Source organism: Hufsiella ginkgonis, from assembly GCF_009834915.1.
GTDB lineage: Bacteria > Bacteroidota > Bacteroidia > Sphingobacteriales > Sphingobacteriaceae > Hufsiella > Hufsiella ginkgonis.
In genome coordinates, this window is record NZ_WVHS01000005.1 from 192,370 (window position 1) to 206,252 (window position 13,883).

Annotated in this window: 16 protein-coding genes; 2 read left to right on the forward strand and 14 right to left on the reverse strand. The window is 48.4% G+C overall.

The window, feature by feature from the left end; translation table 11 throughout:
- Nucleotide 1: 1 nt before the first annotated feature.
- The 11 genes from GS398_RS19620 to GS398_RS19670 all read right to left on the reverse strand — a co-directional run bounded on the left by GS398_RS19620 (nt 2) and on the right by GS398_RS19670 (nt 9,348).
- On the reverse strand, nt 2-544 hold the full coding sequence (locus GS398_RS19620) for an NADH-quinone oxidoreductase subunit NuoE family protein (protein ID WP_160908518.1): 543 nt from the start codon (nt 542-544) through the stop codon (nt 2-4).
- Nucleotides 537-1,748, reverse strand: coding sequence for an NADH-quinone oxidoreductase subunit D (locus GS398_RS19625; RefSeq protein ID WP_160908519.1), 1,212 nt, complete (start codon nt 1,746-1,748; stop codon nt 537-539). The genes GS398_RS19620 and GS398_RS19625 overlap by 8 nt, the downstream gene beginning before the upstream one ends.
- Nucleotides 1,745-2,248: an NADH-quinone oxidoreductase subunit C gene (locus tag GS398_RS19630; RefSeq protein ID WP_160908520.1), complete on the reverse strand. Its 504-nt coding sequence runs from the start codon at nt 2,246-2,248 to the stop codon at nt 1,745-1,747. The genes GS398_RS19625 and GS398_RS19630 overlap by 4 nt, the downstream gene beginning before the upstream one ends.
- Nucleotides 2,248-2,790 (reverse strand): NADH-quinone oxidoreductase subunit B, encoded by a 543-nt coding sequence (locus GS398_RS19635; RefSeq protein WP_160908521.1) that lies wholly within the window; start codon nt 2,788-2,790, stop codon nt 2,248-2,250. The genes GS398_RS19630 and GS398_RS19635 overlap by 1 nt, the downstream gene beginning before the upstream one ends.
- 225 nt (nt 2,791-3,015) lie before the next feature.
- A complete protein-coding gene (locus GS398_RS19640; RefSeq protein WP_160908522.1) occupies nt 3,016-3,387 on the reverse strand; it encodes an NADH-quinone oxidoreductase subunit A in 372 nt (123 codons plus the stop codon).
- A 91-nt stretch (nt 3,388-3,478) separates the two neighbouring features.
- On the reverse strand, nt 3,479-5,131 hold the full coding sequence (locus tag GS398_RS19645; protein WP_160908523.1) for a tetratricopeptide repeat protein: 1,653 nt from the start codon (nt 5,129-5,131) through the stop codon (nt 3,479-3,481).
- Between the two features lie 109 nt (nt 5,132-5,240).
- Nucleotides 5,241-6,167: a substrate-binding domain-containing protein gene (locus GS398_RS19650; protein ID WP_160908524.1), complete on the reverse strand. Its 927-nt coding sequence runs from the start codon at nt 6,165-6,167 to the stop codon at nt 5,241-5,243.
- 247 nt (nt 6,168-6,414) lie between these two features.
- On the reverse strand, nt 6,415-7,242 hold the full coding sequence (locus GS398_RS19655) for an energy transducer TonB (RefSeq protein ID WP_160908525.1): 828 nt from the start codon (nt 7,240-7,242) through the stop codon (nt 6,415-6,417).
- A 47-nt stretch (nt 7,243-7,289) separates the two neighbouring features.
- Nucleotides 7,290-7,844 carry an ExbD/TolR family protein gene (locus GS398_RS19660; RefSeq protein WP_160908526.1) on the reverse strand — a complete coding sequence of 185 codons (555 nt, stop codon included), beginning with the start codon at nt 7,842-7,844 and terminating at the stop codon, nt 7,290-7,292.
- 28 nt (nt 7,845-7,872) lie between these two features.
- Nucleotides 7,873-8,499, reverse strand: a complete 627-nt coding sequence (locus GS398_RS19665) for an ExbD/TolR family protein (RefSeq protein WP_160908527.1) — start codon at nt 8,497-8,499, stop codon at nt 7,873-7,875.
- Nucleotides 8,500-8,592: 93 nt separating this feature from the next.
- On the reverse strand, nt 8,593-9,348 hold the full coding sequence (locus GS398_RS19670; protein ID WP_237488260.1) for a MotA/TolQ/ExbB proton channel family protein: 756 nt from the start codon (nt 9,346-9,348) through the stop codon (nt 8,593-8,595).
- Here GS398_RS19670 and GS398_RS22735 point away from each other — a divergent pair.
- Nucleotides 9,341-9,469, forward strand: coding sequence for a hypothetical protein (locus GS398_RS22735; protein ID WP_255494219.1), 129 nt, complete (start codon nt 9,341-9,343; stop codon nt 9,467-9,469). The two genes, GS398_RS19670 and GS398_RS22735, sit on opposite strands and share 8 nt — an antisense overlap.
- A 258-nt stretch (nt 9,470-9,727) precedes the next feature.
- Here the strand turns inward: GS398_RS22735 and GS398_RS19675 are convergent, their stop codons facing one another.
- The 3 genes from GS398_RS19675 to GS398_RS19685 form a co-directional block, all read right to left on the reverse strand.
- Nucleotides 9,728-10,087, reverse strand: a complete 360-nt coding sequence (locus GS398_RS19675) for a translation initiation factor (protein ID WP_160908529.1) — start codon at nt 10,085-10,087, stop codon at nt 9,728-9,730.
- A complete protein-coding gene (locus tag GS398_RS19680) occupies nt 10,084-11,466 on the reverse strand; it encodes an OmpA family protein (protein ID WP_160908530.1) in 1,383 nt (460 codons plus the stop codon). Before GS398_RS19680 ends, GS398_RS19675 begins: the two co-directional genes overlap by 4 nt.
- 74 nt (nt 11,467-11,540) lie before the next feature.
- The gene (locus tag GS398_RS19685) at nt 11,541-12,413 is read right to left on the reverse strand and encodes a diacylglycerol/lipid kinase family protein (RefSeq protein WP_160908531.1); all 873 of its coding nucleotides are present in this window, start codon (nt 12,411-12,413) and stop codon (nt 11,541-11,543) included.
- A gap of 197 nt (nt 12,414-12,610) precedes the next feature.
- Here GS398_RS19685 and metK point away from each other — a divergent pair, with 197 nt between their 5' ends.
- On the forward strand, nt 12,611-13,867 hold the full coding sequence (metK, locus tag GS398_RS19690; protein WP_160908532.1) for a methionine adenosyltransferase: 1,257 nt from the start codon (nt 12,611-12,613) through the stop codon (nt 13,865-13,867).
- The last annotated feature ends 16 nt before the right edge of the window (nt 13,868-13,883 follow it).

The following is a 13,883-nucleotide window of genomic DNA, read 5'->3' on the forward strand; positions in this document are numbered from 1 at the left end:
ATTAGCTGATCGAATCAACCGGCGTTTTCGCCGTGGTTAACTTTAAAGTATCTATTAGTTCATCGATCTTACTTTCAGTAAGATTTTCGTGGAAGGTATATTCCGGGCCGATCTGGAGCACCGGGCCAAAGCCACAGGCCGCCAGGCATTCCACACCGCGCCAGCTGAACATCCCGTCGGGGGTGATCTCCCCTTCTTTTACACCCAGCTTTTGTTCCAGGTACTGCATGATCTTCTCTGCTCCTACCAGGCAGCAAGGGCCTGTGCGGCAAACCTCCAGCATGTATCTGCCGGTTGGCTTGAGAAAATACATGGTGTAAAAAGTGGCCACTTCGTATACTTCGATCGGTTGCAAACCCAGGTATACCGCTACTTTATCCATCGCGGGAACGCTTGTCCACCCGTATTCGGCCTGCACCAGGTGCAGTATCGGTAACAGCGCAGACTTTTGCTTGCCTTCAGGGTAACGGTTCACGATTTCGCCGAACTTGGTAAGCAGCTCAGGGGTGAAAATAATTTCCGCTGATTGGTTTATGTTAAGCATCTAATTCTCCTGCAATAACGTTTAAGCTACTCATGTTAATAATTGCGTCAGACAACAGCATGCCGCCGGTCATTGGCGCGTACATCTGGTAGTTGATAAAGCTCGGCCTGCGGAAATGCAGCCGGTACGGCGATCGTCCGCCATCGTTTACCAGGTAAAAGCCAAGCTCGCCGTTTCCGCCTTCCACGCAGTGATATAACTCGGTTTTGGGGGTATCGATCTCGCCCATCACAATCTTGAAGTGGTAAATAAGCGCCTCCATATTGTTATACACCTCCTCTTTCGGGGGAAGGTAGAACTCCGGCACATCCGCATGAAAAATGCCTTTAGGCTCCTTCTCTATCTTCTGCATCGCCTGCTCTATGATGCGAAGGCTTTGCCACATCTCCTCGTTACGAACAATAAAACGATCGTATACGTCGCCCGTAGTGCCTACCGGGATCTCGAAATCAAAATCTTCATACGAGCAGTAAGGCTCGTTTACGCGCACATCGTAATCTACGCCGGTGGCCCGCAGAATAGGACCGCTCCAGCTATAGCTCAATGCGGTTTCCGGGTCAACAGCGGCTACGCCTGAAGTACGGTCGATAAAGATCCTGTTCCTGTTAAACAATTGCTCGAACTCCTTTAATACCGCCGGGAAGAGTTTGAGGAACTTGCGGATCTTGGCAAAAGCGATGTCGTTAAAGTCGCGCTCAAATCCGCCGATACGGCCTATGTTAGTGGTTAAACGGGCGCCGCAAACCTCTTCATAGATCTCATAAATATGCTCGCGCTCCTCCATCAGGTAGAGAAAGCCGGAATAAGCACCGGTATCTACCCCCAGGATCCCGTTACAGATCAGGTGATCGGTAATGCGGGCAAGCTCCATAATAATCACACGCAGGTAGTCGACCCGTTTCGGGGTTTGTATGCCCAGCATTTTCTCTACCGTCATATGCCAGCCCATGTTGTTGATCGGCGACGAACAATAATTCATCCGGTCTGTAAGCGGGGTGATCTGGTAAAACGGACGGTGTTCCGCGATCTTCTCGAATGCGCGGTGTATATACCCGATGGTAGACACGCCGCTCACGATGCGTTCGCCGTCCATCTCCAGCACATTCTGGAATACACCGTGCGTAGCGGGGTGCGTAGGACCGAGATTGAGCGTGGTGGTCGCTATCTGCGGGTCGTTATCTGAAAAAACAAGATGGTTGCTCATCTTCCGAAGAAAAAATCTTTTTTATCAACTCTGTTAGGGTCTTCCAATGGATATTCTTTGCGCATAGGGAACACATCCATCTCATCCACATTTAAAATGCGGCGGAGATCGGGATGTCCTTCGAAATTCACACCAAAAAAATCATAGGTTTCGCGCTCCATCCAGTTAGCACCCTTCCACAAACCGGTAGCGGTGGGAATGGATGGCTGCTCTCCTTCGAGAAAAACTTTGATCCTTACCCTTACGTTATTCGTTAAGCTATGCAAGTGATAGATCACACCGATCGGGAGCTGCTGCTCAGGATAATGAATGGCGGTAATATCTGTCAGGTAATTGAACCGTAAACTTTCGTCCTGTTTCAGGAAGGTCAGGATCTCCGTGATATGATCTTTCCCCGTTTCAAAGGTTAATAATCCAAACGGCTCCGCCGGAACCGAAACCTGTTCGCCGAAACGTGCGGTAATTTTTTGTAGTACTTCCTGGTTACTGATCTTACCCATTACTGGATCCCGTATTTTGCCATTAATTGTTTATACTCAGGAGAGTTTCTCCTGCGAAGAGATTCGTTTCTTACCAGGTCCTGTATGCGCATCACTCCATCCAGGATAGCTTCCGGGCGTGGCGGGCAACCGGGCACGTAAACGTCTACCGGGATGATCTCGTCGATGCCCTGCATTACTGAATAGGTATCAAAGATCCCGCCGCTCGATGCGCAGGCGCCAACGGCGATCACCCAGCGAGGTTCCGCCATCTGGATGTATACCTGTTTTAATACCGGCCCCATCTTCTTGGCAATGGTCCCCATTACCATAAGCATATCGGCCTGCCGGGGCGAGAAGCTCGGACGCTCGGCGCCAAACCGCCCCAGGTCATAATGTGATCCCATGGTGGCCATAAATTCGATACCGCAGCAAGAGGTCGCAAACGGAAGCGGCCACAATGAATGCGACCGGGCAAGCCCGACCACTTTATCCAAAGAAGTCGCAAAAAAACCAGACCCTTCTACTCCCGGGGGAGCCTCCACTAAATTAACTTCACTCATTTGCCTACTTATAAAAAAAGCTCATTACAAACCAGTTGAATGAGCCGTAAAATTACAACTTATTTAAGTTTCCCCTTAGCGGAGGCAATTATTTAGAACCAATCTAAGTAAGTTGAAGGTCGGACGCAATACGCTGCACGTTGCGGGATTTCACGCAGGCAACAAATAGGGAACACGGATCATCACTGTATGCACAACTAGTGATACGTATAATGTCAAACGCCTTCAGTCCCAATCCAGCGCTTTTTTCTTGATGATATAGAAAAACCCGAGCAGCAGTGTTCCCATAAAGATGAACATCTCGATCATCCCGGTGCTTCCGAGCTCCCTGAAGTTTACCGCCCAGGGGTACATAAAGATCACCTCCACGTCGAAGAGCACGAACAGGATAGCCACCAGGAAATACTTTACAGAAAAGGGCTGCCTGGCGTTACCAACAACCTTGATACCAGCTTCAAAAGGGGTCAGCTTATCAGAGGTTTTACGCTTCGGGCCGATCATGTGGGTAACGGCCATCGTTCCTACTGCAAACCCCAATGCCACCAATATTTGGAAAATGATGGGTAAATAATTAATCGCGGTGCTTTGAGCTTCCATAGTATTTTAAAAGGGCGAATATAACGAGAGCCCTGAAATAATCAGGGCTCTTTCTGTAATATTTAACTATACGCCGACGGAGCGGCGGTAATTATTTTGGCGTGTTCGTCATGCTGGCCAATTGCTTTAAGGCATTGGTAGCATACTCGTTAGCGGGATCGAGGGCAACACTCTTATCGAAATATTCTTTAGCTTTTACTTTATCGGTATTGGCATAGAATGCGCCAAGATTATTATAAGATTCGAGCAAGTTATTTTTTACCGATGCGGTTAAAGTGGCAGCACCTTTAGCCGCGACGTTGGCATTGGTGAGTTCCACAAATTTCTCGTAGAAAGGAACCATCAGGCCTTTAGGTGCGGTCTCATCATCCATCAACCGCCCGATACGCGCCCTGAAAATATAAGGGTCGGCGCTGGCAGGCGCGCGCCTGTTCAGATAGCTTAGGGTAGAATCAGCTTTTACCAGGATATCTTTCGACGGGCTCAGGTTAGCTTTCGACTTTGTAGAGTAATCAAAATAATACGACAGGGAAAGGTACAGGTAGTCGGTAACTTTTGCTTTCGGGTTTTTTACTGCAAGCTCATACGCTGCCGAAGCTTCATCGAACTTTTTCGCATCATACAGACCCTTGGCAATCTCCACCATCATTTCTGCGTAGGTAGAATCCATCAGAATCGCCTTTTTAAGGTTGGCAAAGCCCGCAACGGTCTCACCTGTTTTCATCTGCGCTTTTCCGAGGTATAAATAATCTCTTGGGATCAGGCGGGTAGAATCTACCTTACTGATAAAATCTTTCAATGCCTGTATACTGGCCGGGTAATTCCCGTTCTCGGAAGCTGCATAGCCCAGATACCTGAAGATCCTTGGATTGGTTTTATCTAGCTTAGCCATTTCATTAGCTTCGGCTTCCAATGCCTTGTACTCTTTGGAAAGGATCAAGAAGTCGGCATGTTTCATACGCGATTCAAGCGAACGGTCTGTGAGGTCCATATATTTCTCATAGTTCTGCAGCGCAAGCTTGATCGTTTCATTCTGTGTGCCGCTCTCGCCATTCCAGATCCAGCGATAGGTATCCGCAAGCTCGCGGTAAGCCGGTCCATAGTTCGGATCGAGTGCGATGACCGCTTTAAACTCATCGGCAGCTTCTTTATAAGCCTTGGCCATCTTGGTGCTCACGCCCTTTTCAAGCTTGGCGCGGATAAGCGTCTTATCAAGGTCGTAAGCGGCAATATAGTCGCTATACGCTGCGCTGTTATCACCCAGGTTCCGGTGTGCATTGCCTATTGCCAGCCATGCTTCGGCATCTTTAGGATTCAGGGCTTTTGCTTTTTCGAGGTAAACGACGGCTGTTTTGAAATCAGGTTTCGAAGCCTCTGTATAAGCTCTTCCTATATAAACCAATGGTTTAACGTCTTTCTTTGAAGCCGAAGCTGCCGCTTTTTCAAAGAGCCCTTTAGCACCTGTCTCGTTGCCTGTTTCCAGTTCAACCGCGCCCTGGCCAATGTAGTTCAGGGGATAATCGGCCGCTGAAGCAACGCCCTTCGCAAAAGTCGCCCTGGCAGAGTCTATATAGTCTGTCTGGAGGTATACCTGCCCCAAGTAAAAGTAATTTTCACCAGCGGCCGGCTGAGCGGAGATCAGCTTCTTGAGAATGCCTTTTGCTTTTTGGTACTGTTCCGCATCAATCGCTTTTTTCGCATCGGCAGCAGTTTGGGAGAAAGCTGCAGAGGCTGAGAGGGCCATTGCGAACGTTAACTTGATTATTCTTTTCATCACTTTCATAATTTCAAATATACTATAATCCAGTTCTTTGTCAATATTTCACTTAAAATTCTGTTTCCTTGTGGATTTTCTACTTTGCGAAGCCCTTCTTTAGGATTATTTCACGTGGCGGAAGCTTATTTGGCATTAAACCCGACCTCAATACGATCCGTTGACCGCGTTCTCCCGCAATAAAAGCCGCAAAACCTGTGCCTAAGCCGCCGGAACAGTTGATAAGCCACAAACTACGCATCAGCGGGTATACTCCTGTAGCAAGAGTAGTCTGGTTAGGCTTGTAAAAAGCATCCGATCCCGGCTTCCCCGGGAGGTTTTTCACCCCCATATATTTCAGCTGCTCCACTACCGGCGCCATAGCCGAATCAGGCTGCTCCATCCAGTTCATGCCAACCACCCCGACAGCCCCGGGATGATCCTGTACATAACGGATCACTTCCGGGTTCGATTTAAGCGCATAGACACCGGCAGCAGGAAGATTCTGTACCTCGCTGAGCTGCTTCAGGTAGCGCACCGTGCTTGAATTGGCGTTATCAAACACGAGGTCCCTTCCTTTTAAGCTTTTTCCCCGCATAATATCGATAATCTCCTGTACGGTGATTAACGTATCCGCCGAAGTCCGATGCGTTACCAGCGACACCCCGTCGATGGCAAACTTATTAACGAGCACCGACTGCTGTTTATTTTGGAAGTGTTTCTTTTGTTCCAGCGTAAGCGTATCAGAAAGGATAGCGATCTTCATACTATCCGTTAAAAGCAGGTTCAGCGCCGAGGTCTCAGGCAGGTACACCATTTCGATCTTCGCTTCGGGATAACTGTTATGAAACACCTGCCACTGATCGTCCACGATAGGCGCCAGGCTTTCGTCAACAACGATCTTCGCCGAACCCTGGGTATAGTTATACGCCTCTTTTGTGTTCACAGTACCGCTGCAAGCAAAAAAGACAACCGGGATCAGTAATACGGCAGACCCGGAAAATATCCTCTTTAAATTTCTTATCATATGATCAGCTGGCAGATTTAATCTTTCCTTACCTGGACAAGCCTGATAAACCTGAAAAACGAATAAACGATTAACAACACCCCAAAGAGTATCCTTAACATGGACGACATCTCTATCGGGAAGTCTTTCCAAAAGATAATCACAAGGCCGAGCACGAAGTAAAACCCGAACATAACAAGGCCTAAAATGAGCAGAAATCGCTTTTGGGGCGATTTCTGCTGGTTATTTGTGTTATACATGCTGTATCTTACTGTGCCTCGATACTTAAAGCTAGTGGTAAAGTAAAAGCTACCCGCACCGGACGGCCGTTTTGAATACCGGGCTGCCATGGCGGCATTTTGGCCAAAACGCGTTTAGCTTCGTCGCCGGTACCCATACCCAGATCTCTCACGACCTTGATATCGGTAAGGCTTCCGTCCTTTTCAACCACGAACTGCAGGATCACCTTTCCAGACACACCTTGTTCGGTAGCCATTGGAGGGTATTTGTAGTTTTTCTGGATGTAAGCGCGGAATGCTTTTTCACCGCCTTTAAACTCAGGAGCCTTCTCGATCGCAGCGAAATCATGTACGCTGTTATCTTCAGTTACTTCTGCTTCTTTAGGCGCTTCACCTACCGGCTCGTCGATCTTGATCTCCGCATTGGGGTCACCCTCGATAGTCTTAGGTCCCGGATCTGCTTCTTTCATATCCTCAACGGTTGGCGGCTCCTCGGTTACCTCTTCTTCAGGTGCAGGCACCGGAGGAGGGAAACGGATCTGGTCCACCTTTGGTTTAGGTGGCTCAGGCGGCGGCGGCGGCGGAGGTGTCTCTTTGTTCACCGGGGGCGGCGGCATGAGCACCACTTCTGTTTTAACAAGCTTCTCTTCATCATCAGGTATAAAACCTGAGAGTGCTTTGATGATCATCGGGGAACAGATTGCCAAAGCAAACAGCACACTACCGATCACCAACGCCCTGGAAGTCGTTTTCGAATTTTCCTTACGAAGCTCATAGGCTCCGTAGGCTTTGTTGCGGTTGGCAAAGACAACGTCCAGCCATTGCAACTTAAAAATATCCAATTTTGACCCGAACATACTTTAAAATTAAAGCGTTAACAAATTATCTGACTCTTCTATACTCACTAATAAATATTATCACGCTTGAGTAAGTTGGTAACTTCAAGAGGGTGAATATCTACAATTGCGTATTGTGTCACATTCAGTACCGCCATCTCATCGAGGATGTCTACCAGGTTTCGATAGGTGGATTTATCACTCGGTTTGATAAGTACTACAAGCCCTTTTTTCGGATCACCGGTTAACGCAGTAACGGACCGCTGTTTATCCATGATCACCTTGCGGATCCCGTTCTTACCAAATCCGGCTACTTCGGCAGACCCGATGATGTTATCGAGCCTTCCCATGTACCACTCTACCTTGTTGTTCTTCCCGAGCAGGATGTTCAGCGTACGGTTCTCAGATACTTTCAGCTGGTCTTCCGGCTTGTCCTCGTTCTTGTCAGGCATCACAAGGTCCATTGCCTTGGGTTTGGCTAAGCTGGTAGTGAGCATGAAGAATGTAATAAGAAGGAACGCAAGGTCTACCATCGCGGTGAGATCCACCCTGGTCGACATTTTCTTGGTCCTTATCTTACCACCCTTGCCGCCGCCACCGCCGCCGGTATTTAATTCTGCCATTTCTTAAGATTTAACTTCTTTTTATAACTTATTTCTTTTCAGCTGCGCGTAAAGAAGTGATCAGGCTAAACTTGTTCAAATTCTGTGCCTGAACGATCTTGATCACTTTCTGTATTGCAGGATATTCTTCCGGCGCATCGCCCTTGATACTTAAACGCATATCCGCGTTGTTGATCTCCTTGGTCGCGTAACGTGCCTGGTAGATCCATTCTGCCAGCTGCGAACGTGTATCACCGACAGAGTCGGTAGGAATACCAGGCTGGAAGCCTTCTTTGTTACGCTGTGTGTTATCCAGGTTAATGATCGTTTTCAGGTTGTTCATATCCACACCGAACGATTCCATCAGGGAAAAACGCTTCTTTTCGTCTTCAGTGAAGGGGATGTGATAGATGCCGCTCATTTTCTCGAGCATCGACCTGCGTATCGCTGGTTCTTTCACCCCGAAAAACACCTTTCCTTTTCCTATGGTTACTGTACCGATATCCTTGTCAGGCTGAGGCGTAGTAACGGTAGAAGCAGGGGTATCAACCGGGAGCGGTTCTGGCTGACGCGCGGTAGCGGTCAGGATAAAGAACGTAAGCAACAGGAACGCCACATCGCACATCGCCGTCATATCGATCGCTGTACTCTTTCTTGCAATTTTTACTTTTGGCATTGCCTTAGTTTTTAATTGATTCTCTGTTCTTTGATATAGTGATGCGAACGTTCCCGGGATTCCATAAGCCCGGGAATGTTTTTTTTCACTTTTTTATTTGTGTGTACTTGCGTAGGTCTGTACGATAGAGAAACCGGCCTCGTCGATCGAGTAAGTCAGTTTATCGATCTTAGACGTGAACACGTTGTACATGATGATCGCCAGCGCAGAGGTGAAGATACCTGTCGCTGTGTTGATCAACGCTTCAGAGATACCATTTGCAAGCTGTGCCTGGTCAGGGGCACCGGCAGTTGCCAGACCGGCGAACGCCTTGATCATACCTGTTACCGTACCTAACAGGCCCATCAGCGTTCCGATAGAAACGAGGGTTGCGATAACGGTAAGGTTCTGCTCAAGCATCGGCATTTCAAGCGCGGTGGCTTCTTCGATATCTTTCTGGATCGCGAGACATTTCTGCTCGGTATCCATCACGGTATCGGTCTCCATTTCTTTGTATTTCCTTAAACCGGATTTGATCACGTTAGCTACAGATCCTTTTTGTTTGTCGCATTCAACGATAGCGGCATCAATGTTTCCTGAAGAAAGGAATCCCTGGATCTTTTTCACGAAAGCATCTACGCTGCTTGTGCCTGAAGCTTTGTTGATCACGAGGAAACGCTCAAATGAAAATACGATTACCATCAGTAACATTCCCATCAGAACCGGTACGATAAATCCTCCTTTGTAAACCATGCCGAAATAGTTACCAACTTTCGGGTGTCCGGTTTCAGGATCCCCACCTTCAAAGTTCGCAGGGCTACCCATTACAAATTTCCAGAGAAGGAAACCGATGATGATACAGATGACCATTGTTAAACTTGCAAAAATGCTTGAACCGGATGAGCTCTCTTTCTTCGCTGTTGTTGTTGGTTTGGGTGCAGGTGCGCTTGCCATTTTTTTTAATTTTAGTTTTAGTGTTGATTTAGAATAGTGTTTGTTGATTTTTCTTTTTTAACATGTGTTCTGCAATAACAGAATAACAAATTTAGAATTTTCGAATTAATAAAAAATTATTTGTGCATTAAATAACAATTACGTTACGGCTAAACAAAATGGCTCCCAGGACACCTGCGGACGCTTTTAAAAAAAAGATTGTCTCTTCCGGAAACAATCTTTTACAATGAAAAGTAATTTTTAATGAAATACAAAATGGTTTGGCAATTACTAAAACGTTTTGCCGGCCAGGTTGTCATCCCCCGACGCGCTTCACATGATAACCTGCGGCCTGTAAAATCGCAATCACTTTATCCCGGAAATCGCCCTGTACCAGGATCTCTCCGTCTCCCGTGCTACCACCTACCCCGCATTTTTGCTTAAGCTCCCTGCCCAGCGCCTGCAGTTCGGCCGCGGAACCCGAAAATCCTGTCACCAGCGTCACCTTCTTGCCGCCACGCTGCTTTTTGTCCAGCTGCACCTTTAAATGCTGGGCCCCCGGCGGCGGCGCCGGGGGCTCCCCTACCTCGCCGGCCTGGTAAACATGATCGGGATCGGTAGAATAAACGATCCCCTCGAAACTATTAAACTTCTTCGAACGCTTGTCGCTGCTCATTTCCTTCTTTTTATAAAAATGATCTCTACGCGCCGGTTACGGTGTCGCCCTTCTTCGGTGGAATTGGTGGCGGCCGGCTGTAAAAACGCTTTCTCCGAAATGCTGTTGGGCCGGATGCCGGGTATGTACTTGTTCAGCGAGTCCGTTACCGCCTGGTTGCGCCGCTTCGAAAGCTCAATGTTGTAAGAAAGGCTTCCCACGCTGTCGGTATGCCCTACCAGGAACATCTCATAGTTTGATTTGATCATGTCGTAAACACCCACCATCTTTTTCAGCTTCGCGAGCTCAGACGGAAGCACCTCAGACTTATCGGTGTCGAAATACACCGCAATGTTGTTAATGCTCAGGGTATCTGGCAGGATGTCTTCTACTTTCTTCCCCGCCAGGATGAGCTTAGGATCGATGATCTTCGACATATCGGGATAATCAACGAAACCAGGCGCCAGCGAGTCGCGCTTTGCGGTAAGGCTGCGGTCCTCGATAAATACTCCCGAATCATAAATATTGTCGGCTACGTCTGCGATGATGATCTTGAGGTGGTACTTTTTATAGGGTTCGACGAACGCCTGTGCGGCCATTTTGCGCGTAATGCCGTCAAACTGAAGGTTGCGGTACATGGCCGGGTTAAGTTTTTTGATCAGGGCAGGGTCCTGGATCACGCCGGCGGCTTCATCTTCCACCTGTCGCGGAGAAAAGATCGAGGCCACCCCATGCAGCACCTTTCCGGGAATGGTACGCTTAACGTCATCCTTCCTGGCCTCGCCCGGCCGTTTCGCCACCGGTTGCGCGAAGGGGTTGTTATCCAGGAAATAGGCCGAATCGGCCTTGGCGTTAATGGTGTTCACACTCACCGGAACGTCTTTGCCCGGGATCACGGCGATGTTCCTGGTGGATTTATCATCCGAGATAAAGAACGCGAAAATATCGTTGTAGGCCGATCCTACGTACTCGGGATACTCGTCAGAGCCGAACTGGTAATTGAACTGTACGCTGTTACCCATCGGTACGAAGTCGAACTCGATGTAGCAAATGTCATATAATTGCCCCTTTATGATCTTGGAAAGGTCGGGGTCGGTTTCGTTTTCGCCCATATTGCGAAAGGCGGTCGACGCGTTATAGCGGTTGTTAAAACCGGCCACCATGAACGCGCTGCCCGTTGACAGTACCAGCCCCCGCTGTACCTGCAATACGTTCGGCGTACTTGTAAAAGCAGCCATCGAAAGTGTGGCGCCGTGGAACTTGATGTTCCCGATCACTACACCCTGCCCGGAAAAATTCTTCTTAACCCAGTCGTCTACTTTCGTTGAGCTTACCCTGATCTGTGCCATGCATAGTTGTGCATACAACGCTATGCACACCAGGCACAAGTACTTCTTCATACAGAATAAATTTAGGTGATAACGGGAAAGCTGCACCTGATGATGTGCAAACCTTCAAGTAAATGTAAAAAACTTTACACGAGAATTTTCAGGCTAAGGGGCTTCATCTCAATTTTAAGTTCTTTTTCCATTACCACGGGTTCGCCGTCGAGGTGCACGGGGCCTTCTTTTGCCCGGCTGATCTGTATGCTGCTGCCGCGGATGATCTCCACATAGCCCGATTTGTCGGCTGTTTTACTGAACATATGATAGCCCATCACCGGGAAGTGATAAAGCGGGAAAGGCTTGATAATACATACGTCGAGCAAGCCGTCTGTTAACGAGGCATAAGGCGAAACATGTGCCCCGTTGCCAAATTGCGATGAATTGGCGATGCTGATCATAAAAGCCTCCCGGTCGGCCACCACGCCGTCAACCACCACGCGGTAATCCTGGGCGCGGTAAGTGGTGATCTCCGCAAAAGAGGTCCGCACATAACCCATAAATCCACGCGTATGGTCGTGCGCAAACTTTGCGCTGATGTGTGCATCAAATCCCATTCCGGCCATGTTAAAGAACTTCTTGCCGTTCATGTCACCGGTATCGATCACTTTTTCCTGCAGCAGGTTCAGCTCGCCGATGGCCTTTCTCAGGTTCAGCGGGATACCCAGCGACCGCGCAAGGCCGTTGCCGGACCCGCAGGGAATGATCCCCATGGTGGTAGCGGATCCCTCGATGGCGCCCGCCACTTCGTTAATAGTGCCGTCGCCCCCCACCGCAACGATAATGGCCGCCTGGTTAGCTACTTCAGTTGCCGTCAGCTCGCGTGCATGCCCCCGGCCTTCGGTAAACAAATACTCCGGCCGGAACTTTTCTTTATCAAGATATTTCTCGATCAGCCGCGGAACGCGTGTCTTATCCTTTCCGCCAGAAATAGGATTGATAATGAACAGGATTCTTTTTCTCAATTTCTCAAAAATTCAGGCAAAAGTAACCCTAAAATTTTTCACAATTAAAAATTGTTGTATTTTCGTGCCGCAAACAGTGGATTGATTTGAGTTGATTGCAACCACGTTAAAAAAAGTGCTAAAACAAGTTCTTTACCTGCCTGCAATCGCCTTTTTTCTTCCTGCTCCTACAAATCAATATTAATTTAAAACAAATTATGCCTTATTTATTCACTTCAGAATCCGTTTCAGAAGGACATCCTGATAAAGTTGCAGATCAGATCTCAGATGCATTAATTGATAACTTCCTGGCTTGGGATGCAGATTCTAAGGTGGCCTGCGAAACCCTTGTTACTACCGGGCTGGTAGTGCTTGCGGGCGAGGTAAAGTCAAGCACTTATCTTGATGTACAAAAGATAGCCCGCGAAGTAGTCCTGAAAATCGGGTACACTAAAGCGGAATACATGTTCGAAGGTAACTCCTGCGCGGTGATCTCCGCCATTCACGAGCAGTCAGCTGATATTAACCAGGGGGTTGACCGTAAAGAGAAACAGGAACAGGGTGCCGGAGACCAGGGCATGATGTTCGGTTATGCGACCAACGAAACAGCCAATTACATGCCGCTTGCCCTCGACCTCGCACACAAGATCCTGCTGGAGCTTGCCGTGCTCAGGAGAGAAAACAACGACATCACCTATCTTCGCCCGGACGCAAAATCGCAGGTGACCATCGAGTATGATGACAACGGGAAACCGATCAGGATCGACGCGATCGTGGTTTCTACGCAGCATGATGATTTCGACACCGAAGCAGCCATGCAGGCTAAGATCAAACAGGACGTGATCAATATCCTCATCCCGCGCATCAAATCACAACTTACCCCGGAACTTGCCGCATTGTTTAACGACGATATTAAATACCACATCAACCCTACCGGGAAGTTCGTGATCGGCGGACCGCATGGCGATACCGGCTTAACCGGCCGTAAGATCATCGTAGACACTTATGGCGGCAAAGGCGCACATGGCGGCGGCGCCTTCTCGGGAAAAGACCCTTCAAAAGTTGATCGTTCTGCAGCCTACGCAACCCGCCATATCGCCAAAAACCTGGTGGCTGCAGGAGTGGCCGACGAAATTCTTGTACAGGTTTCTTATGCTATCGGCGTAAAAGATCCGATGGGTGTTTACGTAAACACCAACGGCACCGCAAAAGTAAACCTTACAGATGGTGAGATCGCTAACAAGATCCTCGAGATATTCGACCTTACGCCTTACGGCATCGAAACACGTCTCAAATTACGTAACCCGATCTATTCGGAAACCGCTGCATACGGCCACATGGGCCGCGAATCAGAGGTAGTAACAAAGACCTTCGTAAGCGCAGATGGGAACAGCAAGTCGGTGGAAGTAGAATTGTTCACCTGGGAGAAACTTGATTTCATCGACAAAGTGAAATCAGCCTTCAGCCTGGCATAATCCTAAAGATCGGTTA

Coding starts and splice junctions, on each gene's coding strand:
- GS398_RS19620 (WP_160908518.1), bottom strand. CDS start 544: ATGCTTAACATAAACCAATCAGCGGAAATTATTTTCACCCCTGAGCTG.
- GS398_RS19625 (WP_160908519.1), bottom strand. CDS start 1,748: ATGAGCAACCATCTTGTTTTTTCAGATAACGACCCGCAGATAGCGACC.
- GS398_RS19630 (WP_160908520.1), bottom strand. CDS start 2,248: ATGGGTAAGATCAGTAACCAGGAAGTACTACAAAAAATTACCGCACGT.
- GS398_RS19635 (WP_160908521.1), bottom strand. CDS start 2,790: ATGAGTGAAGTTAATTTAGTGGAGGCTCCCCCGGGAGTAGAAGGGTCT.
- GS398_RS19640 (WP_160908522.1), bottom strand. CDS start 3,387: ATGGAAGCTCAAAGCACCGCGATTAATTATTTACCCATCATTTTCCAA.
- GS398_RS19645 (WP_160908523.1), bottom strand. CDS start 5,131: ATGGCCCTCTCAGCCTCTGCAGCTTTCTCCCAAACTGCTGCCGATGCG.
- GS398_RS19650 (WP_160908524.1), bottom strand. CDS start 6,167: ATGATAAGAAATTTAAAGAGGATATTTTCCGGGTCTGCCGTATTACTG.
- GS398_RS19655 (WP_160908525.1), bottom strand. CDS start 7,242: ATGTTCGGGTCAAAATTGGATATTTTTAAGTTGCAATGGCTGGACGTT.
- GS398_RS19660 (WP_160908526.1), bottom strand. CDS start 7,844: ATGGCAGAATTAAATACCGGCGGCGGTGGCGGCGGCAAGGGTGGTAAG.
- GS398_RS19665 (WP_160908527.1), bottom strand. CDS start 8,499: ATGCCAAAAGTAAAAATTGCAAGAAAGAGTACAGCGATCGATATGACG.
- GS398_RS22735 (WP_255494219.1), top strand. CDS start 9,341: ATGACCATTGTTAAACTTGCAAAAATGCTTGAACCGGATGAGCTCTCT.
- GS398_RS19670 (WP_237488260.1), bottom strand. CDS start 9,348: ATGGTCATCTGTATCATCATCGGTTTCCTTCTCTGGAAATTTGTAATG.
- GS398_RS19675 (WP_160908529.1), bottom strand. CDS start 10,087: ATGAGCAGCGACAAGCGTTCGAAGAAGTTTAATAGTTTCGAGGGGATC.
- GS398_RS19680 (WP_160908530.1), bottom strand. CDS start 11,466: ATGAAGAAGTACTTGTGCCTGGTGTGCATAGCGTTGTATGCACAACTA.
- metK (WP_160908532.1), top strand. CDS start 12,611: ATGCCTTATTTATTCACTTCAGAATCCGTTTCAGAAGGACATCCTGAT.